Origin of the sequence: Granulicella sibirica (genome assembly GCF_004115155.1) — a bacterium.
Classification (GTDB): domain Bacteria; phylum Acidobacteriota; class Terriglobia; order Terriglobales; family Acidobacteriaceae; genus Edaphobacter; species Edaphobacter sibiricus.
Map to the genome: position 1 here is coordinate 160,307 of NZ_RDSM01000007.1, position 22,071 is coordinate 182,377.

20 protein-coding genes and 1 pseudogene are annotated in these 22,071 nt (G+C 54.6%); 12 read left to right on the forward strand and 9 right to left on the reverse strand.

Going from position 1 to position 22,071, the window contains the following annotated elements; translation table 11 throughout:
• Positions 1-156: 156 nt before the first annotated feature.
• Positions 157-351 (forward strand): hypothetical protein, encoded by a 195-nt coding sequence (locus GRAN_RS24905; RefSeq protein ID WP_128915773.1) that lies wholly within the window; start codon positions 157-159, stop codon positions 349-351.
• A 192-nt stretch (positions 352-543) separates the two neighbouring features.
• Here GRAN_RS24905 and GRAN_RS24910 read toward each other — a convergent pair whose 3' ends face one another.
• A complete protein-coding gene (locus GRAN_RS24910; RefSeq protein WP_128915774.1) occupies positions 544-1,002 on the reverse strand; it encodes an RNA polymerase sigma factor in 459 nt (152 codons plus the stop codon).
• Between the two features lie 307 nt (positions 1,003-1,309).
• Here GRAN_RS24910 and GRAN_RS24915 point away from each other — a divergent pair, with 307 nt between their 5' ends.
• On the forward strand, positions 1,310-2,050 hold the full coding sequence (locus GRAN_RS24915) for a hypothetical protein (RefSeq protein WP_128915775.1): 741 nt from the start codon (positions 1,310-1,312) through the stop codon (positions 2,048-2,050).
• Between the two features lie 415 nt (positions 2,051-2,465).
• Here the strand turns inward: GRAN_RS24915 and GRAN_RS26860 are convergent, their stop codons facing one another.
• A complete protein-coding gene (locus tag GRAN_RS26860; protein WP_128915776.1) occupies positions 2,466-3,254 on the reverse strand; it encodes a helix-turn-helix domain-containing protein in 789 nt (262 codons plus the stop codon).
• A 1,070-nt stretch (positions 3,255-4,324) separates the two neighbouring features.
• Here GRAN_RS26860 and GRAN_RS24925 point away from each other — a divergent pair.
• The 3 genes and pseudogenes from GRAN_RS24925 (at position 4,325) to GRAN_RS27245 (ending at position 5,030) form a co-directional block, all read left to right on the forward strand.
• A complete protein-coding gene (locus tag GRAN_RS24925) occupies positions 4,325-4,579 on the forward strand; it encodes a hypothetical protein (protein WP_128915777.1) in 255 nt (84 codons plus the stop codon).
• Positions 4,579-4,797: pseudogene (locus tag GRAN_RS26540) on the forward strand (IS630 family transposase); the annotation flags it as partial. The gene GRAN_RS24925 and the pseudogene GRAN_RS26540, both read left to right, overlap by 1 nt.
• Positions 4,798-4,859: 62 nt before the next feature.
• A complete protein-coding gene (locus GRAN_RS27245; protein ID WP_421800892.1) occupies positions 4,860-5,030 on the forward strand; it encodes a TetR/AcrR family transcriptional regulator in 171 nt (56 codons plus the stop codon).
• Between the two features lie 613 nt (positions 5,031-5,643).
• Here GRAN_RS27245 and GRAN_RS24935 read toward each other — a convergent pair.
• Entirely contained in the window at positions 5,644-6,504 is an 861-nt protein-coding gene (locus GRAN_RS24935) for a helix-turn-helix transcriptional regulator (protein WP_128915778.1), read from the reverse strand.
• A gap of 250 nt (positions 6,505-6,754) precedes the next feature.
• Between GRAN_RS24935 and GRAN_RS24940 the strand changes: the two genes are divergently transcribed.
• Both GRAN_RS24940 and GRAN_RS24945 read left to right on the forward strand, forming a co-directional pair.
• The gene (locus GRAN_RS24940) at positions 6,755-8,491 is read left to right on the forward strand and encodes an FAD-dependent monooxygenase (protein ID WP_128915779.1); all 1,737 of its coding nucleotides are present in this window, start codon (positions 6,755-6,757) and stop codon (positions 8,489-8,491) included.
• A 385-nt stretch (positions 8,492-8,876) separates the two neighbouring features.
• Positions 8,877-9,164: a hypothetical protein gene (locus GRAN_RS24945; protein ID WP_128915780.1), complete on the forward strand. Its 288-nt coding sequence runs from the start codon at positions 8,877-8,879 to the stop codon at positions 9,162-9,164.
• 477 nt (positions 9,165-9,641) lie between these two features.
• On the opposite strand, the gene GRAN_RS24950 is transcribed toward GRAN_RS24945, so the two are convergent.
• The 4 genes from GRAN_RS24950 to GRAN_RS24965 all read right to left on the reverse strand — a co-directional run bounded on the left by GRAN_RS24950 (position 9,642) and on the right by GRAN_RS24965 (position 14,029).
• Positions 9,642-10,976: a glycoside hydrolase family protein gene (locus GRAN_RS24950; protein ID WP_128915781.1), complete on the reverse strand. Its 1,335-nt coding sequence runs from the start codon at positions 10,974-10,976 to the stop codon at positions 9,642-9,644.
• A gap of 371 nt (positions 10,977-11,347) precedes the next feature.
• Complete coding sequence (locus GRAN_RS24955) at positions 11,348-12,313, reverse strand: 6-bladed beta-propeller (protein ID WP_128915782.1); 966 nt, start codon at positions 12,311-12,313, stop codon at positions 11,348-11,350.
• 85 nt (positions 12,314-12,398) lie between these two features.
• The gene (locus GRAN_RS24960; protein ID WP_128915783.1) at positions 12,399-12,944 is read right to left on the reverse strand and encodes a GNAT family N-acetyltransferase; all 546 of its coding nucleotides are present in this window, start codon (positions 12,942-12,944) and stop codon (positions 12,399-12,401) included.
• A gap of 314 nt (positions 12,945-13,258) precedes the next feature.
• On the reverse strand, positions 13,259-14,029 hold the full coding sequence (locus GRAN_RS24965) for a hypothetical protein (protein ID WP_128915784.1): 771 nt from the start codon (positions 14,027-14,029) through the stop codon (positions 13,259-13,261).
• An 834-nt stretch (positions 14,030-14,863) separates the two neighbouring features.
• Here GRAN_RS24965 and GRAN_RS24970 point away from each other — a divergent pair.
• The 4 genes from GRAN_RS24970 (at position 14,864) to GRAN_RS27260 (ending at position 17,980) form a co-directional block, all read left to right on the forward strand.
• The gene (locus tag GRAN_RS24970; protein ID WP_161571181.1) at positions 14,864-15,952 is read left to right on the forward strand and encodes a quinone oxidoreductase family protein; all 1,089 of its coding nucleotides are present in this window, start codon (positions 14,864-14,866) and stop codon (positions 15,950-15,952) included.
• Between the two features lie 347 nt (positions 15,953-16,299).
• Positions 16,300-17,064: a class I SAM-dependent methyltransferase gene (locus GRAN_RS24975; RefSeq protein ID WP_128915786.1), complete on the forward strand. Its 765-nt coding sequence runs from the start codon at positions 16,300-16,302 to the stop codon at positions 17,062-17,064.
• Between the two features lie 90 nt (positions 17,065-17,154).
• A complete protein-coding gene (locus GRAN_RS27305; RefSeq protein ID WP_479680607.1) occupies positions 17,155-17,553 on the forward strand; it encodes an IS66 family transposase in 399 nt (132 codons plus the stop codon).
• Between the two features lie 49 nt (positions 17,554-17,602).
• Complete coding sequence (locus GRAN_RS27260) at positions 17,603-17,980, forward strand: IS66 family transposase (RefSeq protein ID WP_421800893.1); 378 nt, start codon at positions 17,603-17,605, stop codon at positions 17,978-17,980.
• Between the two features lie 751 nt (positions 17,981-18,731).
• Here the strand turns inward: GRAN_RS27260 and GRAN_RS24990 are convergent.
• Positions 18,732-19,523, reverse strand: a complete 792-nt coding sequence (locus tag GRAN_RS24990; RefSeq protein WP_114210288.1) for an alpha/beta fold hydrolase — start codon at positions 19,521-19,523, stop codon at positions 18,732-18,734.
• A gap of 587 nt (positions 19,524-20,110) precedes the next feature.
• Positions 20,111-20,338 (reverse strand): hypothetical protein, encoded by a 228-nt coding sequence (locus tag GRAN_RS24995; RefSeq protein WP_128915787.1) that lies wholly within the window; start codon positions 20,336-20,338, stop codon positions 20,111-20,113.
• Between the two features lie 499 nt (positions 20,339-20,837).
• Between GRAN_RS24995 and GRAN_RS25000 the strand changes: the two genes are divergently transcribed.
• A complete protein-coding gene (locus tag GRAN_RS25000; RefSeq protein WP_161571182.1) occupies positions 20,838-22,052 on the forward strand; it encodes a cellulase family glycosylhydrolase in 1,215 nt (404 codons plus the stop codon).
• The last annotated feature ends 19 nt before the right edge of the window (positions 22,053-22,071 follow it).

The window sequence follows — 22,071 nt, forward strand, 5'->3', positions numbered from 1 at the left end:
ATGCAGATTCAGAGCTCTGCGTGGCAACCGAATCGGACCAGATGCTGATGCTTCAGCACCTCGCGATGCGCCATCGGAGGTCAGATCAACCAGAACAGGAATTCGACTGATCGATGCGCTGGAGAGGCGAGCTACTTCCTCATTCCGTTCCCGTTGGTGCCATACCGACCAGGAGAGGGCGACCAGGCTGAGGCAAGCCGCAATGCCCGCGAGCTTCCAGTTCCCAAGGATGGATCGGGCCGCAAGGACGGGCCTTGCCTGCAGCCCTCTGGTGCGTTCTCGCCGCAACTCGATGAGGTCGCGAGTGCATTCGGCACACCGCAGGATATGGAGATCGTTCAGTTCGGATAGCTCGACGTTCCTTGGCGACTCTACGAAGGCCCTGAGAGTCGCGGGCCCAGGGCAGCCAATCCGATCGGGGTTTGGATGGTTCTTGAGCACAAACTCCTCTGCTTTGTTAAACAGATGCGTATCGTTCTCGTCGTCCTCCCGGAAAGTTCGGAAGCTTTTCACGTAACCCTTCCCTGATTTCACCGGCTCATACTAATCCTTGCTTGGCCGCACTTGAATGCCCAGTCTCCTGCGAATGCGATTAATCTCGCGTTGGCATCTGATGCGAATCGAATCCTTTGGCTTTTGCACCTCCTCAGCGACCTCCTCCCATGTGCTGCGAGCACCATAACGCATGAGCATGGCGCGTTGCAGATCCGGTGGCGTGTCGTACAGGATTGCAGCGAGATCGTGTTCTGCATGAATAGCGTCAGTCGCGGGGGCGACCGGCGACAAGAGGAGTTCGACATCGTCGCACGTTCCTTCCAGAGTTATCTTTGATCTTGCGCGGCGCTCCCGGCGGATTGCATTTCGATAGGCACGACCAAGTTCGGTCCGCGCCTCTTCCAAACTGACGGGGGCCAGGTCCGCTAGTTTTTCCTTCGTCTGCTGAATGGCAGCTTCCATCAGTTCGTGAGCGAGGGACTCGTCGCCCAGCAGATTAGCTGCCATATGTTTGGCATCCGGCCATTCTGCCCTCACAGCTGCTCGCATGACCGGCGCGATCCAGCGGCCGTGGGGTGTGAACCCGATAACCCAGACGAGATCTGAAGGCGAAGGGGATGCCATAGGGGCCCGCAGAAGGGCCTAGAGGGAAGCGCCATTGCTTCACCCGCCCTGTCTAAATTCAAAATAACCCAACTCTAAAGAAAAAATCCACACAGCCATCAGAATTTCCAGATTGACGTGTTCGTTTTCCTCGTTTTCGGTGGCTTAAAGAGTATAGGGGTTATTCCCTACTTCTTTCTCAGAGGTGAATATGGCCGCCCTCCCCCAAATGCAAGAACAGCCGCAATCATGGAGTAAGGAAGCATTCGCCATGGCTCGCCAGGCGAAGGTGCTTTCAGGACATAAGCTCGAACCACTGGTCGTTCGATTGCAGCGTCACAGCGGTCGCTCCAAAGAGGCTTGCTGGAAGTTCATTATCCAGCAAGGGCTCCAGGAAAAGATGGATCACAGACGCTGGACTGACGACGAAATCGAGACATTGAGAGAAGAACTGGTCAAGCGGTCCATCGAAGAGGTCGCTAAAAAGCTCGATCGAACTCCCGAGGCGGTCCGCAGTATCCTCAAGCGGAACAAGCTCCGGGTTAGGGATATTCGGTGCGATCTTTTCTCCGTGGAGAGCCTCGCGGCCGCCCTGCACATTAGAAAACCGGAGATTCAATACTGGATCGACCAGAATTGGCTTCCGGCAACCATGGTAAGCAAAGGACGCTTGCGCTTTTACACCATTACGCCGGAAGCTCTCCTTCACCTCCACAAACATCACCACATGGACGTCCTTGGCCGCGGTCTTCCGAACCAATCACTGTTCGAAGCCTACGTCCAGTACTGTTACTCGCCGAAGCATACGGTCGGCGAACAGCTTTTGGACGTGCGTCGAGACAAACGTGAACGGGCCGCCTTCTCTGCGGTCTCGAAATCCAGACAGGTGCAACAGCAAGAACCGGAGGATGAGTATGCGGGAGAAGAAGGAAGATATCGTGTGCGTATCTGAAGCAGAGCGCAGCCATTCCCTTACGCGAGAGGCTTGTCCCTGTTGTGGACGTCAGATAGGATTCGACCACGTCTCGCTAGGCGAGTTGGCGACAAATATCCTATGCTGCATTCTGCTCATGGCCATAGCCATCCCTCTATTTTGCATAACTGAACACTGGCTTGAGCATCAGGGGCAAAGGTCATTCGACCACTTGATCTGGCGGGAACGGATCGACGATTTGTAATCCACCAAGGGTTGCGGAAAGGTATCGCCAAGCACTCTATCAAAGCACAGCTTTGTCGCACTCAAAATGCTAGGTTTTAGGCCCGTTCGAAATCGTTGCACAAACGATTCGTTGCCGATGCCTAGCGTGCGGCGTGCTTTTCGATAATTCGCCCTGCGAGTAGAGCATCAAGATAGCGTACCCGCCGAGTCATACATTGCCATCCACCGAAAAGTAGCGGCTCGGGGCGACTCCCGTCACACGTTTGAACATCGCTGTGAAGCTCCAAGCCGTATCATAGCCGACCGTATCTGCAATCTCCGTGAGCCGCCGTCCTTCAGCCATCAGTGGTAAGGCCGAGAACGCGCGCATTTGATCCCGCCACGCCTGGAAGGTGAGGTTGGCTTCGCGCTGAAGAAGACGGTTCAGAGTGCGTCTGGAGACTCCTAGACGTTCAGCCCATTGATCGAGTGTGCTCCTGTCGTTCGGCGTTCGTAGGAGGATGTCTTCCATCCTTCGAAGACGACGATCCCTCAACGTCGGAAGGCCTACGGGCTCGACCGCGGTCCACTTGATCTCACCCAGTAGAGCAGCGATGATTAGCGCGTCCTGCCCTTGCTGGTCATACTCAACGGGAATATCCATGACGCGGAGCATCAATTCGCGAAGCAAGGCCGAGACGCCGATCATCCTCGGAACTTCAGGCGCTTCGGAAGGACAGACGTCTCTCCGGATGTAAAGAGCTCTCATTGCTACCGGACCGAGACTCCCGATCCGATGAAGACACCCAGGAGGGAGCCATACGGCCCTCTGGGGAGGAACGATCCAATAACCGAAGTCGAACGTGACCTTCATGCTGCCCGAAGTGGCGCAGAGAAGCTTTGCGTGCGGGTGAGCATGAACAAAGCCGTTGTATCCAGCAGGAACGTCCTTAGCCAGCGTCGAAACCGGTCGCGGGGCCGTCTGAAGATTCACATGATCATAGGACTTGTTTTCCATGGCCTGATCGACGTAGGGATTTGTCAGCTACGAGAATTGGGTCTTCTTCTTCACCCGCGAGGAAACAAACTGAACAGACCGAGAAGAAGTCGGCTGCCACGTTGACAGTCGTTTCAACATCGCCTCCCCGGAAGGTGTCGTGCCCACCTTTGCAATTGCATGAGATGAATCGACATCATCCCTATTAGAAAGAACGGGCGTCGCAGCTATGGAAGATGTTGAAACGCTCGTGCTCTTGTGAGGCGACGTTCTCAAGAGAACTATTATTGCGCGCACAAGAAGGGCAGCTGCCAAGAGCCACAGGACAGGTCCTATCCAATTGTGCTTTCGATCATTTCGAACACGACCGTCCATGCTTGCCCTCCACAGCTAAAGGCCTATTGCGCAAACGTTCATGGAAGGCCGCAATTGTCTGCTTCGCCGCCGTGTGTCGTTCATCCCAAAGCTCCGGCTGAGATCGTGCTATTTCCTCAGGTTCTATGATGTTTAGCGAAGGACCAATGAACAGATCGATGAGGACAATAAACATACTTTGAAGGACAAGAGCGCGAGCCCACAAAGGTCACTCCACCGAGCCGCGTGCAATCGCGTCGCTTGCCGCTACGAGCTCGAGGTCCACAGCAAACGCGCGATTGAAGATATGCTTAATCGACTTGCTAGCCGTGCCGGTTAGGTTTCCCCTTATCGGTCACGTCCGTTCTTAGTCGCGTCTCGCAAGCATGGCCTCCCGGTTTCAGGTGCGTCCTGCAGATTGTCCCGTGCGAGAGGCCATTGCGCGCATACGGAAACCAGCCCTAAGAAGGTGGCTATTGCAATCTCATTGTTACAGTGTCTCTAGGTCGTATCTGCCGCTGCCGCTTTCGGCTTGGTCATTCCAATTAATCGGGAGCGTCTCCATGGGATTCGGATCAAAGGTTTTCGACGCAAAGATCATCTCAGCCATTTCTTCAGCGGTCTATGCCTTGATCTCTGCAGTGAGCCTCTTGCTCCTCGCGCTCTAGATAAGGGACGCACGTCGCTTCGGCGCGGCGCCGGCACTCTACGCGTTGCTCAAGGAACTTGAAGATCATATGGCAGTTGTCCATGCACTCGACGGAAAGTCTGTTGATGAACCAGGGATTCGCGAGGTGATCGAGCGGTGCCTGGATTTTTTCGAACGAATCGAGCATTTGCGGAGTGCCGGCGTGATTCCGTCCACAATCTTAGGCCGGGCATTTGGCAATCCCTTAAAACGCATTTTAGCCGACCCCCGGTTCGCCGAAATGGTAAAGCGTAACGCGCCCGAATATGAGGAGGTGCTCATCCTTGCGGGTAAAATCTGCTGACGAGCCTAAGTTGGAATCAACTGCAACTATCATCCCTCACATCTCGGCTACGTACCAGAGAAAGCTTCAGGAGCGTCAAACACCTGATCGAAAGAATCGACCACTTCGTCCAGCACTACAACAGCTCCTGTTGACCCTTCGCATGGACCGCAACAGCAGACTCAATCCTTCAAAAGCTTGTACGTCTTTGTTCACGAATCTCTGGGACAGCACACTAGGAGACCGTGAGCATTATCGTGGAAGCTGCCTCTTCTCTTTTGGAGGAGGAGGGTTTTGAGGGATTCAATACCAATGCTGTGGGTGCAAGGCGGGCGTGAGCATAGGGTCGGTATACCAGTACTTCACTAGTAAGGAGGCTCTTCTGAGCGCTGTTATCGGGCGCGAGAGCGCGCCGCTTTTACGTGTCACTGAGGAGCTATCGCAAACTCGCGGCTTCCACGCGGCGATTTAGTCCTACATAAAGGCTTCAGTGCGAAACCATTGCGGCGCCCGCAACTGGCTAGGCTGTCGACATCGCTGAGCGATTTGAGGTCTTCCACAGTCAGGTCTCTTCCCCCTTTTCTCAATTGCAGCCGTTATAGAACACATCCTTGAGTTTCCCGACGCTCCGAAGGTAACAAACAGAAGCATTGCCGCCGCAGATGTCTGAGCGATTACACGGGGTCCGGTCGACGCCGCAGGTGAAAGAAGAGAAGCGAGTGTCCATCGGCTTGACGCGGAGACTGCTCGGTGCCGTCTCGGGATACATAACCGGTGAAGCGCACCGCTGACACATGCGCATCTCGGGCGCGAGGAGTTACGACAAGCTCGAACATATCTCAGCCAATCACGCCGGCAGCATTCGCAAGATCCCGAGCATTGCTCTGATAGGCGCCATAGCCATTGGCAACGTAGTGGCATTTACGTGATCTTCGATGAGCGTCCAACTTGTAAGAACAGACACACCGCCAAAACCGTCCAGGAGCACGCGTCTCGATCAAAAGAGCCGAATAATTTGCCGCAAAATTGTCTTCTCGACCAAACTAGTCCTTGCACTCAGGCGGCGGATCATAAATTGTCGATACTCATGCTAACGCACGTCGACGCGTGACCAAAGCTTTGACCCGTTCTGCGTCTGCGTGGGTTGCGGGCATATAGACGACCATGCTCAGGCCTACCTGCGCATCGATGGCGAAGGAGGAATATTCCAATGCGATGGACTCGCCCACCTCGGGCTGGACGCGTTTGATACCCTCGCCGTGTTTTCGTACCTCGTGGTTGCGCCACATAGCCGCAAACTCCGGGCTTTCGCGGCTTAGCGCTTCGATAAGAGCTTGCGTCTGCTGAGATGTGCCTGTGCGTGCGAGCTCAGCGCGGAACGTCGCGACCACGAAGCTGGCGATCTGTTCCCAGTCCGGCAACTGGGCCCGGAGGCGGGGGTGACAAAACACCAGACGCAGAACGTTGCGCTCGACAGGCGACAAGGTGCCGTAGTCGATCAACACCGCAGCCGCTGCCTCGTTCCAGGCCACGACGTTCCATGCGGCATCCTTGATCAACGCAGGGCTGCTCTCCAGGGCATCCAGCACTCGCTGCATACGTGGGGACACACCGTTCGTTCGTACGGGGGACTTTACTTCGGGCGGACGGCCATGCGCGAGCAGATAAAGGTGCTCACGTTCGGTCTCTTCGAGGACCAGGGCGCGGGCGAGCCGGTCCAGCATATCCGCGGAGGGCGCCCCACCGCGACCCTGTTCGAGCCATGTATACCAGGTGACGCTCACATGGGCACGTTGAGCCACTTCCTCGCGTCGTAAACCGGGCGTACGTCGTCTGGCGGTGGGCAGATCAAAAGTCGCCGGATCCAGCCTGGATCGACGCTCTTTCAGATAGGTGCCAAGCAGGTTCTCGCTCTCTCGGTTTATCGTTCCAGCGTTTGTGATCATTTCGCCCATCCTGTTAGTCGGCCTACCGGTATACCGTCACTACTTTTCAAAGCCGGACGGCAGGCAGAAGATAGCTAAAGCTGCAATCCCCATAGGGGAAGTTTAGAGCACATGCACATGAATCAACAAATAGAAGCGGTAGTGATCAACGAGTACCGAAACAACATGTCCTGATCGCGGCGCAATACCGCTCACGGTGTGTACTCGCTGGCGCAAGCGTCGCATCACCAGATTCAGTAAGGAGAATTAATTGATCGAAACAGACGTCCTGATCGTAGGCTGCGGGCCGGCAGGCCTGACCGCGGCTATCGGGCTCGCGCGTGAGGGTGTGCGCGTGATTGCTATCACAAAGTATGCGCAACTTGCTCCGACGGCGCGCGCACATTGCACTAATCAGCGCTCTTTCGAAATCTTCCGAGATTTCGGTATCGAGGCGCAGGCAATGGCCTCGGCTACCCCGTACACAGAAATGCCAAACTTCACGTATCTTCGTTCTCTTTCCTCTGATGTCGAGTTTGCTCGGTTGAAGGGTTTGCAGCTCGATGATGAGGACAACCTCAACGCCAGTCCGTGCACCATTGCCGATTTGCCGCAGAATCTCTTGGAACCGATCTTGCTCACAGCAGCGACGCAACAGGGAGCGCAAGTTCGTTTTCAAACGGAACTCACGACGTTTGACCAGAATGAAACCGGGGTTACGGCTGTCGTCAGGGATCTCTTGACGGGCCAGGACCTAACAATTCGTGCCCGCTACCTGATTGGTGCCGATGGTGGGAATAGTAGCGTTGCGAAAGCTCTTGAATTGCCTTTCGATGGGCCTGGAAGACTCGGAGGGAGCCTCAGTATTCACTTTGATTGTGACCTTTCGGAATACACGGCCTACAGGCCCAGCCATATCTTCTACATCCTCCGGAGTTCCACCGACAAGGGAGGTCCAGGTCTCGGTCTTCTCATCTGTTTCCGGCCGTGGAATACCTGGCAGTTCATTAAGGGCTACACCGCCGGGCAGGAGACACCACACTTGACGACGACGGAGGCCGTCGATGTGATCCGCGATTATCTTGGTATTCCAGAGATCGAACCCAAGGTGACCTCTATTGGGAAGTGGGATCTCAACTCCCTCTGCGCTTCGTTGTATCAGCGCGGTCGTGTTTTCTGCATGGGAGACGCAGTCCATCGGCACGTACCATCCAACGGTCTAGGCTCCAACTGCGCGATGCAGGATGCATACAATCTCGCTTGGAAGCTCGCGCTCGTCTTGCGCGACCATGCGGGCGCCGGCCTCCTTGAGAGTTATAGCCAAGAGCGCGTTCCCGTAGGGCAGCAGTACGTTGCGCGCGCAACCAAAAGCATGCAACTTCACCGGCCTTTGCTCGAAGCGATCGGGCTAGCGGATCCTAATAGACCGGAGGGAGATGGTGACTTGGCGCGGATTGCTGCAAATTCAACTGACGGCGCTGCTCGTCGACGCGGGATCCAGGAAACTATGCATGCGAAGATCCATGAAGTCCGTGCTCGGGGTCTCGAACTCAATCACGTGTATCAATCCGTTGCCGTGATCGACGAGAGACAGCAACCCAAGGATACCGGCCGCGATCTCGAGCTGTATGCCCGCGCGACAACCTGCCCGGGCGCGCATTTGCCGCATGCGTGGGTACAGCGGTCAGGGCACGAAGTCTCCACGCTGGACTTGGTAGGACAAGGGCGCTTCACACTTTTGACAGGCATTGGTGGCGATGAGTGGATCGGTGCGGCAAAAGCCGTCGCGGAGCGCTTCGGTCTAAACATCGCCGCAGTCAAAATCGGACCGGGGTGCGAAGTTACCGATCTACACCATGAGTGGGCAGAGCGGAGAGAGATCGCAGAAAATGGATGTCTTCTGGTCCGACCGGACGCGCACATCGCCTGGCGACGCATGTCCACGGACACAGATCCTGAAGGAGCCTTGACGGATGCGGTAGCACGGATACTTGATCGACAGGCTTAACTTCAAGAACTTGTGGATTCGCACTTCCCCTTCAAAGCTCGTCCCTCCCCGCGAACCATGGCATCACCGACGGTCGCTCCTGCATAACTTGTACTTCTTGCAAGAGCGACCGCAATCCTCGGCGCGGGCAGGTGGCCCAATGTTCAACCGTCTCCGCACTTTCGCTTGTTCATCTCAGTTGTGCCGCCTTCCGGCGGTTTCGGCCAACCCCTAAGGATCGCGCGCAGATCTTCTTCCCCAAGCTGCTGTACTCTAAGCACGGCGCGTTGGGAGATTACCGCACAGGCCCTACCAAGCATTCCATGGATATGGACAGCTGGCTCTACGTTCAGCCAGCGTGCTTTCTCATGTGACCTAGAAGCAATGATCCCTCTAAGCTGAAGCAATGACTCGTTTTCCGTTTTGCATCTCTTTGCTAATGTCGGGTGCAACTCACTTCAACCGCATAAACGCAAAATTCTCCCGTTCCCGCTTGTTCACCTCCACTGTGCCGTCCACCCGGTATCGACCAATACCCAGCGATCGCGAGCAGATCTTCTTCTATTTCAACTATCACCACCACACAGCCGCAGACACCTTGGACAAACACCATCTGGCCGAGAACGCGGCTGTGATCGCTGTGACCGCCTACGCGCTTGCTGATGCGTCAACACCGGCACCGCGCGCAAAATGACAAAGGGGTTTGGGAACGATCCCTCATCGCACTGAGTCAATCGGCGAGTTGATCAAAGAGCTTAGTACGCTCGCTCTGTCTAACCGTTGCGGTGCTGAACATCACCGAAGCGCAATGGAGAGCTTCCGTTCCGGGGCGTGTGCCCGGCACGGATTTGGCGACACTCCCGAAAAATCATTCATCGCTCGTTTAGCAAAGAAACGAGAGGACTGCAGAAACTCGGACGTCATCTGTGCAAAGTGAGCTAGGGTATGGCCAAATTGTGAACGCTTCGCCATCACACCTTGTCACAGAACCTGAAGCTGCGGACTACACGCGTACCGTCAAATTGTCTCGTCATTGAGTTCGGTAATCTTTGCAGTCACGCCATCTCCTACCCGAATGGTGTGAAACGAATCAACGCTGCTACTTCTGCTCGATGCAGAAGTAGCAGCGTTGATTGAAGATACAGCCCGCCGAATGAAAAAAGCCAGTAATCTATTTGTTACGGACCGTGATCCACGAAGCGAGCTCCTCGTCGGTTGCCGCCTCCACACAACCGTTGAAGGGAACCCTAACGCTTAGGGGAACGTAGAAGGGCCTCCGGTAGGTCGCCTCGAAAGAGGTCTTGGGTGCACTCGTCGCCGGGGGCGCATTGCTGGGCAAGAATCCATCGAAGTATAGGAAATACTCTCCGTTTGGCTCCTCGACAACGGAAGGCACTCCGGGAGCAAACACCTGCGTTCCGACATAGTTAGGCCACGCTTCCTTGTCGGACTGGAGAAGGTAGCGCACCTCGGGGTGTCCTGGCTTGCCCCATACGCCATTAGTATCCGGCTGCAGGATACGGCGGTACATCTCGCCCTCTTTCGGCAGCAGCGTGTCGGAATAGGCGATTCCAGTCTTGTAATCAAGCTGCTGATAGTCGCCAGTTGAGTAAGCCATCACATACTTACCAGCAATCTTCGTGATGTTACCTGTCTCAATCAGCTTGAAGTCAGCATTGGAGCCTCCCTCCGCCCAATTGATGTGGAAGTACTCGGAGTTGAACCCTCCATCGGTAGTGCTGGGCGCAAGCAGCCAAACGGGACTGGTGGAATCTAGATCGGTAGGCGATGTCAGCGCTTGCGCGACGATTCCGTCGTGAACGGTGCCAACCTCGCGCTTGCTGTAGATGAGGTAAAGCTTCCTGTCGTCCTCGAAATACTTGCCGTCATAGTTGGCTTTGGCGGGTTCCTCCACTGAGCCTATGAGGATCTTATCGACGATCCATGACGTCGGCGTGGTGATAGTATCTTCAGTTTCCGGATGCGCATGCGCTATTACTGTCCATGAGCCTACCAAGCTGGTCTTGGGGGCAGACGTCTTGCGCAAATAAAGCGTCACTGCCATGTTCCAGTGGCCGTCATCTGTCTGATAGATGTTTCGATTGATTTTGTCGAAGAATTCATTGTTCGCGTCCTTGGCCTTGGCCTCTAGTTCGTCCGCGATCTTCACCGTGACTGGCGAGGTCTCGAAGCAGCCCGGCTTAATCGGACGTTCGCAAGTCATCAACTCCTCTGTAGTCCCAGAGAAGTACTGAGGAAGAAAGGGTGCTGTCCAAGGGGCCACATGAACCGGATAAGGATCGCCGAAATACCCGAGATGCTCTTTTTCGTCGACCTGTGTCATGGGGTGAAGAGGAATTGGGTCAGCAGTCAAATTCTGCGTTCCTGAAGACTGAGCGTATACCGTTGAAAGGAATGAACAGGGCGCTGCGAGAACTAAAAGCGAGGCACAACAAGCAGTCTTCAACGCGGTGCGAAGGGGTTTCAAACGATGGGGGGTAGTCATGGGTCCTCCGAATTTCTGATTTTTGGAGTGGAGCTAACTGATGTTCAACCTTTGATCACAAGCTAAATCACTCTTTCTGTTTCAGATGCCGCACTATGAGAGCGAAACGACGGAAGCGATTGAGTTGGCCTTTTTAGCAGTGAAATTGGCAGATTCTGTTTGTGGCCCGTGACACTTACAGGGGGAGCCCCGAATTTGTTCTCATCGGCTTTCGGACATCAGCATTTACGGAAACAACGCTCATGTGATTACAGCGACGGTCGGAGCACCTCTCAAGATCCATTGGGTGAATCTCTTGCGCGCTGAACGGTCGTTCTCAAGAGTGGAAGTCACGGCCTTTGAAGTCTAGATGGCAAGTGCCGATTTGCCACCTAATTTCGCTGGAATGAGAGAACGCCGTTGCCTGCCGTGACTAAAACTTTACCGGACGATGAGACATCGAGAGCGTGTCCTTGGCGCTGATCTAGAACTCGCGCATGCCCGAGAATCTCGCCAGTATGCGGGTCTAATTTTAATAGCCAGCCCGGAGCCCCAGGCGCCTCACCCATCGGACTGACGCTTGTCCATAGCACACCTTGAACTAGCTTGAGTGCGTAGCAACGTCCGAGCCCATCGATCTCTCCCATGAACTTCCCATTCAAATTGAACTTTTCGATTCGCCCGTTCTCGCGGTCTGCAACATACACAATGCCATCCGGGCCGATCTGAATCCCATGTGGTAGCTCGAACTCACCGGTTCCTTTACCGGGGTGTCCCCATTCCTTTAACTCTTTACCCCGCGCGGTGTATTCAAGGATTCGGGCGTTTGCGTAACCATCCGTGATGTAAAGATTTCCGTTTGGAGCGAACGCAACGTCTGTGATTCCGCGGAAAGAACTGCCATCAATCGGTACCGGACTAACCTCGATTGTTAGGAGTTTTCGACCCGTCGAGTCGTACTTGATCACCTTCGACGCTTGGGCATCGACCGCCCACACATTTCCACGAGAATCGAGGCGGAGACTGTGAGGTAGAGCGAAGTCACCTCGTCCCCACGACCGTATGAGCTTACCCTGTTTGTCGAACACAAGGATGGGATCGGCTTTGTCTCCTCGCTGAATGACATAGATATCTTCACTTCTGCCGATCGCGACCCCGGCCACAGCCCCAAGTTCCCAATCGGAGAATGACGAATAAAGTGACAGCCTCGTCTCTAGAAACGGAAGAGGCGGTGATGCCTCGATCCGACGAGCGAGCTCAGAGTCTGACTTCTCCGGGAGTTGGGCCATAATCGAGGGGGCAAAGCAGAAGCTTGCTAAGAACAGTAAAGACATAAGACGTTTGCTGTTTGATTGCATTCCGTTATTTACCCTGCGTCTCTCGCAGAGACGGCCTCACCTTTCTTCGCGTGGACCTGCAGCGCTACGACGCGAAGAGATGCGGTTACGCTGGATTGGCACTCTTCGCCATCCGCACGATCGTGATCGTCTTCTCCGCTCCGATCGGCACCGTGATTGTCTCACGCTTGCGATAGCCTTTGAGGGTGTAAAGCGGCACGCCGGCAAGCGTGCTCCCCATCTCAAAGCCAGTAAAGCCGGCATCCTCAGCGGCTTTTTCTGATCGCGCGAGGATCGCCGAGCCAAGTCCCTGACGCGAATAGGCGGGGTGGACGAAAATGGCGCGGATCTTCGCGGCATCGTGAGATGGATCAAGAAGTTCGGGCGCGATGGCCTGTATCTGACAGTCGCCGCCGTACAACGTCCTACGCTTGCTCCAGCCGCCGCAGCCAGCCACTATGCCTTCCTCACTTAGAGCGACAGAGTAGGTACCGTCAAGGATCAATTGAGTGTCGATGGTGAAGATCGTGGCGAGAGCAAGCTCTCGCTCTTCGGGCGTGTACTCGATTTGAAGCTCGCGAACCGAGGCCGCGATGAGTTCGCTGAGGACGGGAATGTCTTCAGAGGTCGCTGCGCGGAAGTGGAAGTACACGGCTATATCCCTGAATGAGAGATCAGAATGATTTTCTTCAATGTGGACCTGTCTGCTGCCAGATGGAAGACGGGCGAAGTCATTTCATTAATGGTGAAGCGATGGTGTCGTATTTGCAAGTGTTCAAGCAACTCGTTGAACAGCTTGGCTGGATCTGTGAGTTATTTGGCACTTTATATTCGCGCGCCCAGCGGTCGAAGAATCCGATATGATGATGATCCTCCGGAACGCCGGATCTCATGTTGGATCCGCCTCTGCGTCGGCCGTTCAGTTATCAGATGGCTGCTTTGATCGAACCTCTCCGCCAGCCTAGTTCACGATCCCAACCGTAACTGGCACCGGGTACAGATTGCGAGGTGCTTCATTCGATTAGTGGACAACAAGCTTTGGATATCAACTGCAAACCTCCTAATATCGGCTTCTGAATAGCAAGTGAAGTCTGCTTGCTCGAAGGGAGGTTGGATTGATTCAAAGCTAAGTAGGTCATACTTGCGTTTGCGGACCATGTCGTCGAAGTGGATGCGTCTAGCCGGCGCATCTTTCCATAAACTGTCATCGGTGGCCCATATATCTTCAAGTAAGCTACTGGCATTGAGCGCCAGATATCGAATCGCTTCTTCGCGTCCATAGAACGCCCTTCCCTGATCTGCAAATGATGAAGCCGCCAACTGCGCTAATCCGAGAATCTCCTCTCTGGTATGGAGTTCTGCATAATGACGAAGTGCTTCGATCTCGATTTTAGCCACCAGTGCAAATTCCGATTCTCGATCAGCAAAGTTTGCCACCTCCGAGGTTAGCGGTGGCATCTCGATCTGGGTGCCTGGAACGGCGCCCCAGGCTGTGTGTTCAAACGTGAACATGCTTGGATCGAATATGTCGAGGAGTGAGTTTTTCCTATCGTCAGCACCGCGAAACTCATTCAGTGTTTCGAGAAACCAGGACAGTTGGGCCTTGCTGAATCTAAGAGCTGACGCAGTGACAGATTCTTCACGGTACGCGTCGAAACTCTCCATCAGTGTGCTAGGAACGATGTAGTCACTCAGCTGTCGAATCAAGTGTTCCAGGTCTCTGTCCTGCGGCCTCATAACGTCCTCCCCTCAGACCATGGCTATGTCTCCCACGAGTGCAAAGCCGGATCGATCGCATCGACTTAAACAGCGTGTCCGTGCCCAATCAGCGCAGCCATCTTTTCAACTTGGTCATTTTCAAACGACCCGTCTTTGCGTCTATTGTTCCCCCCGCTGGAAACTCCGCTCATTGGCTGCATGAAAGAAGTCATGCTCGGAGTCGACTGAGAAACTAGGCAACTCTCACCCGTGGCGACCTGTTGCTTTCGCTCATCGATTGTAGGTAAACGTGAACGGCCGAGGGAGACGTTAAATTAGCGTTGGCCGGATATGTTTCGACATAGTCCGCCACTGCCGCAGAGAAGTGGCGAAGCGATAGTCGAGTAAGCATGACCGGAAAGGCTTGACCACCTACTGAAGAAGCGCAAATCCTGGAGGTGGACTTGAATAATAGATGTTGCTGATCGAATCTGAGCTGCGAGATCCGGATGAGACTCAGTGTGCGGCCGAACGGCAGTCGTGGGTCGACGAAGATACAAAGTCCTATTCGACAACATGCCTATCCGATAAGACCATCTATGAGTGACGTCGGGATTTGTCCCCGCGTCGGAACGAAATGCTCCATTTGAGAAGTCCCATTGTTTATAGGCGATCTTGCCGTCCTTATTAGGCTTCGCGTGCTGTCCACAATGGGCGCGGACGTCCCTACTGGCTCCGATGCAGCATCCCGATATCAATCAGGACTGTGGCGCCGATTTTAGGGACTGCCGAGCAATGGATTGTGCCACACATTCCTTTATCATGCGGAAAGAACATCCGCGGGCGGGCGTGCCATATGTGAAGGAGATCATTATGCCAGAACCAGTTCCTCTAATTCGGGAGAGACCCGCATCAGCTGTCAGTCAGGAAATAACTCTACCCATTTCTTTCAGGGCTCTGGCGATTGAGCAAGCCGGTGAAGCCGTCAGTATGCAGCGAAAGAGCATTATGGCATTGCATGAGGACGACGTACTTATCCGCATCGATTATGCGTCGATCAACAAGATGGATCCGGGCCTCGCCCGCGTCAACGTCTTCAACTTTCCTCTTCCTTACGTATTAGGTTTTGACTTCAGTGGCGAGGTCGTGGGACTCGGAGCGCAGTGCCAGGAAGCATTCAAGGTGGGTGACGAAGTTCTTGGCCGGTCCCTTACTGGCTCGTGCTTTGCGGAATATGTTGTTGCTAAGAGAGAGAACATCGTTCACAGAGGTGCCGTACCTGCGCCGGAAGCGAGCACGTATGGCGTCGCCTACCTGACCGCGTACGAGTCCCTTGTGATGACCGGAGGCATTGAGCAACATCGTGGCAAGTGGATCTACGTTGCCGGAGCTGCGGGCGGGGTCGGCCACTTTGCGGCGCAGATCGCCAAGCTTCATGGACTAAAGGTCGTCGGTAGCGCCGGGAAGGCTGCCTCCCTGAATTTGCTCAAGGAGCTAGAACTGGATCACGTGATTGATTACTCAAAGCAGGATGTTGTCCAAGAGGTGATGAATCTTACTGGAGGCAAGGGGGCGGATCTTGTTTACGACTCTACCTACACGCAATCGTCCTATGCTCAATCTGCTGTTGTTGTCGCCCGTGGTGGCGAGTACATCCGGCTTGGCACCGAGGCCCAGGTGGCCCGCGCCGGTGCTAACGACGTGCAGTCGGTAGTGGAGGGTCGCGGTGCTAGGATGGTCATTTCCGACCTCGGGAGGTACGCTCGAGACCCTCTGTACCAAGTACAAACGGCAAAGCTTACCGATGGACTGAAGCAGGCAGTGTCGTGGTACGAAAGCGGACATCTGAAGCCTGCGATTACCGCAACGGTACCGTTTGACGCGGCCGCACTGCAACAAGCGTTTGGCGACTTTCTCAAAGGGACGAACAACGTGGGCAAGGTGGTCGTGAGATGCGCGTGAAGCAGCTCTGCCGTTCAGCATCACCACCGATAGCGGCCGGATTTTCAGCGAGCACCTTTGTCGAACAGATAAGTCGGAGCTAGGCGGCATAGAGCATTTCAGCCACTCCCTCCCGCCAGCATGCTTCTGGCCGGAAACGTTCTTGGACGCCGAGCTTTACCACTGCGTGCAGATAGCGTAGATCTGACGCAAATTGCTACGACTCCGGCCAGAAGATCTGGGATTGACGGCGGATGTCCTCAGAATAGGTCAGGCTCGACAGCCCAAACGTATACGTCGTCTAGCGACGTGAGGGGGGCTATCGAGAATTTCGAGATAATGAAGTTAACGTTGAGGCGGTGCGAGGCATGTCTAGTGAGGTTGAACAGTTCTATGATTCCATGGCTGACTTCTACCACCTGATCTTCGAAGACTGGAATCAGGCAATCAGTCGACAAGCTCACATCGTCGATGCTCTGATCAAGTATAAGCTTGGTACTTCATCCTTGAGGATCCTCGACTGTGCTTGCGGCATTGGGACGCAAGTTTTGGGACTTGCGGCGATCGGCCACCGGCTTTCTGGAAGTGATCTCAGCAATGAAGCCGTACAGCGCGCCAGACATGAGGCAGCGAAGCGTGAACTTGATGTAGAGTTCCGCGTATCGGACATGACAAGCCTGGAGGAATTCTCCTCTGATCATTTCGATGTTGTTGGTGCATTTGACAACGCTTTACCTCATCTCTCTGTCGATCAATTGGCTGGTGCCGCCCATTCGTTCAAACGTGTTCTCCGTGACGGTGGGCTCTTTATTGCCAGCATTAGAGACTATGACGAACTAATTCGCACACGCCCAAAGTTCCAAGGGCCGTCGTTCTTCGGTGATTCTGGAGAACGCCGGATCGTCCATCAGATCTGGGACTGGACAGGAGACGATCGCTACGATGTGCACCAATACATCTCTCTCCAGCGAAATCACAAATGGGGGATTCATCACTTTTCATCTCAATATCGGTGTCTCCTTCGAGCGGAACTCGGAGAGGCACTCCGGCTCGCGGAATTCACAGATATCGAGTGGCATATGCCCAAGGCGAGTGGCTATTACCAACCGATCGTAACCGCCAGGGCATTGTGACTGCTTCTGAGAAAACGATCGCAGGGTAAGCGTCGTCTTCAGGACTGGGTCGGATCAGCAAGCCATCTTCTCGATCCACTGGTCGAGCAGATTTATAAGCACGTTCCGGCAGCGACCAAGATTCATGCTGACCACACGCCGGTTCCGGTCCTGGCTCCGGGATTAGGCAAGACCAAGACTGCTCGACTTTGGACTTATATGCGCGATGATCGTCCAGCAGGCATGGACACACCGCCAGCCTATTCGCCCGATCGCAAGGGCGAGCATCCGAAGCTACATCTCAGTCAGTTTAGCGGCATCCTGAAGGAAGACTGGCTTCCATCACATCTACGAAGGCGGCAGGATCATCGAAGCCGCATGTTGGGCTCACGTGCGGCGCACGCTCTACGATATCCATGTGGCCACCAACTCGGCGATTGCCAACGAAGCAATCGAACGCATCGGCGCTCTCTGCCAGATCGAGCGCGACATCCGCGGCAAGCCTGCTGAGCTGCGATGTGAGGTTCGACAGGCACGAGCCAGGCCTTAAATCGACGAACTGCATCAGTGGCTCCACAAGACACTTGCACGTCTTTCGCGCAAGTCTGATACGGCGGCGATTCACTACGCGCTCTCACGTTGGCGTGCGCTGACTCGTTATCTTCACGACGAGCAGATCGAGATCGACAACTCTGGAGCCGAAAGGGCCTTGCGTGCCGTGGCTCTGGGACCAAAAACCTTTTTATTCTGCGGTTCGGACGCCGACGGCCAAAGGTCGGCTGCGATCTATTCGCTGCTCGGTACAGCCAAGCTCAATGGCCTCGATCCGGAACTCTACCTCCGGCACATCCTGGAAAAGACCGCTGATTTCCCGATCAACCGCATACAGCAACTGTTGTTATGGAACTTCTACAAGACTCAGATGGATCTCGCTTGATCTCAAGTGAGAATAAAGGCGCTTCTCGGCAAGGGAGCGAGGCGCCGATTACAATTCCTCTCCCGGCTCCCAAGGCCGCACGAAGAGGATCAGCTCTCCCGGCTTCGCAGAACTGGAAGTCTTAGTGCAACGATTGGGCGGCACAATAGGTTCAACGATGCCATTAGCTACGACCTCGCTGATCCTGTAGGAATTCGGAATCAGGCCTCCACGTTCGTCTGCGCAATTGACATATTCATGCGTGTTGTGGGTAAGGATGATAGTGTCTCGACTAATCTTTAGCTCAGCAAACGCCGAGGAATCTTGCCTGACTGAGATGTCACGGTAGCCTGCGCGATCCTCCAGGCCAACTTCCTTGACTCTTATTGGAAGCCCCGTACGTCCATCGATAAGCCTAATGTGAATCAAAACCGTGTTGTCCTGAGCTTGGACCATTAAACTGAAGCTCAAGAGCGCTAAGCATATCAGCCGGCAGTTCATCTGTGGCTCCCTTCGCATCCAAATTTTATCGATCCAAGATCCGAAATGCTATACCGGAGTTCCGAACCGCATACCGCTGCTCATACTGGCTCACGACGACCGCATCCACTCTCATCTCTTCATAAGACGGTAAGGAACGGGCGCTTACGGCGGAGAGGCGGAGCCGGAGCTAGCTGAAAAGGATCTGCCCCGAACCGGCCCTTTGAGGTGCGAACCGGTCCGAAACATCTCCACACCAGCGAAACTCGACTCTTGCGCTGGCGTGGAAGAGTCAGTCGATAGAGCGTCCTGCGTGCGTCTCGACGAAATCTGTGATCGCCTTCGCGACTCGCACTGGTTGATCAATCGGTAAGAGATGCCCACTCTCCGCAATGATCTCAAGTGTTGACCCCGGAATTCTTGCGATAATCTCGTGGCGATGCTGTTCTACAGAATCAAGTCGATCCAGCTCTCCCGCAAGCACCAGCGTAGGTACGGCGATCTTGGGAACTTCTGCTGAAATGTCCTCCGACATGCCGATGGTTGGCCATGCCAGCTTTGCTTTGGGAACTCCACTCAAGCTGTCTTCGATAAGTTGCTCGATGGTTTTGGAATCGGGCATCCGTGCAGTCAGAAACTCGATGGTCTGAAGGGCTGTATCACGGTTGTCGTATGCGTGAATCTGTTGCTCTTTAGCTTCGTCGGGCATCTGTGAGGGAGACGGCGTTGCAGGCGCGACGAGAATCACGCCTTCGAGCCCTTCCAGATGGCGGGAAGCCAACAGCTGTGCGACTTTTCCGCCCATTGAGTGGCCAACAAGGATGAAGCTGGAAAGCCCGAGATGCTTGATCAACTCCGTTGTGCCATCGGCCAAGGAAGTGATCGAATAGTCACTCGACGCGCCATCTGATTTTCCCCACCCCGGAAAGTCAAACGCAACCGTGTGGAAAGAGTCTCCTAGCTCACCAATCACCTTGTTCCATGTCCGATGTGTTCCGCCCCAGTAGTGCAGGAAAAGGAGACACGGCTTTCCCTTGTCTCCCTTCTGTTCAACGTACAGCGCCATTTCAGTGTTTGACTTCATAGAACCACCTTTCAAGAGATCTTCGGCCCTTTAACCGACTTAACTCGACTACCCGACTTAACTCGACCAAATAGCCACTGAAGCCGCCACACCCAATCCGCTTTCCGAAACGTCTTGACGGCTCGGTTTGAGCGGCAACAAATAGCAGCATCTGTGAGACTAGATGAGCGAATCCGACAACGGTGTGTCGAGGTACAGACGATATGGCCGTATTCGGCCGCATCTTGTCCGATTCTCACCTGCCGAAACTGCTCGATTTATTGAGAGGTTTCCTCATTCAGGTGTTATTGGCGATATTGTCTTGGAATTCCTCGCCCCGAAGATTCTCCAACGCGCCTTGGCAGAATAGGCATCGGATGACATAGGACTACCTGTCGATCAATGACTGTATCGCCAGTGGGCCCGATACGCGAGCTTAAGCTTTTTGTTTTGGACAGCCGTCGCGGTAGCCGCATGTGGGCAATTCCTAGGCGAACATCAATCATGGTGGGCGCTCCTACGGCTGGAAAAGTGGATTTGATGGTCTTGGGCCATCTTGGCTGTTCCGATAGTCCACTGACCTTAAGCTCTCAGCTTCTCTCTTACCTTTATGGAAGCGGATTACTGCTCACCCAGTTGCCGATCGTTGTGATCATTCTGGAACAGAGCTTCTTCGGGCTTTGCATACGAAATGCTTTATGGTTGTAGGAACGCGCGAACTTTGTGCCTTCATCCCAGTAGGTATTGAGTCCAGGCTGAAGCCGCCCCCGGTGATACACCAGCGTGAACATCGCAAAAGTGCGCTTCTCCGGGTATCTGTTCGGCTGGTCCGTCATGCACTCTCTAATAAAAATCGTACAAGCTTTTGCTCATATGTGGCGCTCGCATTCTAATCGGCGGGGTCGGAGTCATTGTGGCAGCGATAATGCCGTTCATGAGAACAGTTTCGGTATCCCCAGCAAATAGATCCCCTCTGATCTTTGAACCTATTGCTCGCTTCTTCCGGGCGAGTGGCAATGGCGTCAGCCAACAATAATCAAGGCCCAACATAACTGAGCCGATTCCTCATCACGACGTAAACTAGGAACGCTGATGGCCTTGTGCACTTGCGTTGTATGCAACAGTTCGACGCCAATCTCCTCATTGCTTTGGATGCGCTCCTAGACACGGGGGTGTCGTCATCGGAAGACGTAGCAGCTGCCATGGTGAATATCCGGCCACAAAGACGCCTGTTGCTGCCAAATGTCCGAGGTCCGTAGGGAGGAGCCTCAAACATCGCGTTTGAGCAGCATCATATTTTTGAGGCCTGCTCCAGGCGCGGAAAGTTGGCAAGCAATGAAGGAAACGTCGAGTCTTGTGTTGGCAGCGGTGACTCTCTCTGCCACTCTGGTTGCGCTGTTGGGTTGCAGTCCCGTTGGAGGCGCCACGACGGCTGCATCCAGCATACAGGCATCCGGCTTCATTTCGGTTTCTGGCAAGGTGATCTCCCGCGATGGAAAGCCGTGGATCCCGCATGCCTTTCAGCAGGTGGCGTTTGTGTCGCCGCCGGGGTATACCAGTGCGGACGGAGCGAAGCAGATCTTTCTGACTGCTGCGCAAAGCTACACCTCGGCGGAGTACGCGCAGATGGTGCAGCAGGGTGCGGACTCTGTACGGATACAGTTTGCACAAACGGGGATTGATCCCAAGGGTATTTATCCATCACAGACGTTCACGAACAATGTCATAGCCGCAGCGAAAGCTGCGCGTGCCGCGGGCTTGACCGTTATCCTTTCCGATCAGGACGAGGCGCAAACCGGCGAAACGAATGAGTCGGGACTTCCGGCTGGGGGGGCACAGGGTGCATGGACGAACTTGCTGACGACGGCTCCTTGGATCGGGCAGGACACCGGGATTTTGCTTGAGATTTACAACGAACCTTTTGTGGGTGTTACTCGCGAAGGCCCACCGCCTGCCGCCGATTGGACGCAGTGGCAAACCGCGATGAACGCACTCATTGCCACGATCCGGGGCACGGGAGCAAAGAACGTGCTCATCGCCGATGGTCTGGAGCATGCCGAAGAGCTTACCGGTGCGCTTCCGCTCACTGACACAGTAAGCCCGGTGATCTACGCCTCTCACCCATACGCGCACAACTACCAGGATCAGAACGCCGCCGGAACAGACGCGAACGGGAACGTCGTTGCTGGAACCGGGTGGAACGTGATGTTCGGAAACTTTGCAGCAACCAACCCCGTGATGGTCACGGAGTGGGGAAATGGCTACTACTGCGACAACATCACAGGGACCGCCGATGTGGCCTTCCTGCAATACCTGCAGGGGCGAGGTGTGGGACTCGTCGCGACGACATGGGACTGGGCTGGACCGAACTTCGGCAGCATCCGCGTGAACTTTCCAAACAGCACGGTAACGTCTTTTCCGGCTGCGGGCACTCCCATTTGCCATATCGATGCGCAGACTGGAGAAGCCGTTATCGACGATGGTGTTGGACCGGGTCAACTCGTTCAAACCTGGTTCACGACGGGGACACCTTCTGCCGTGCTCGAATAGTTGTTCCGTAGACGAGCAG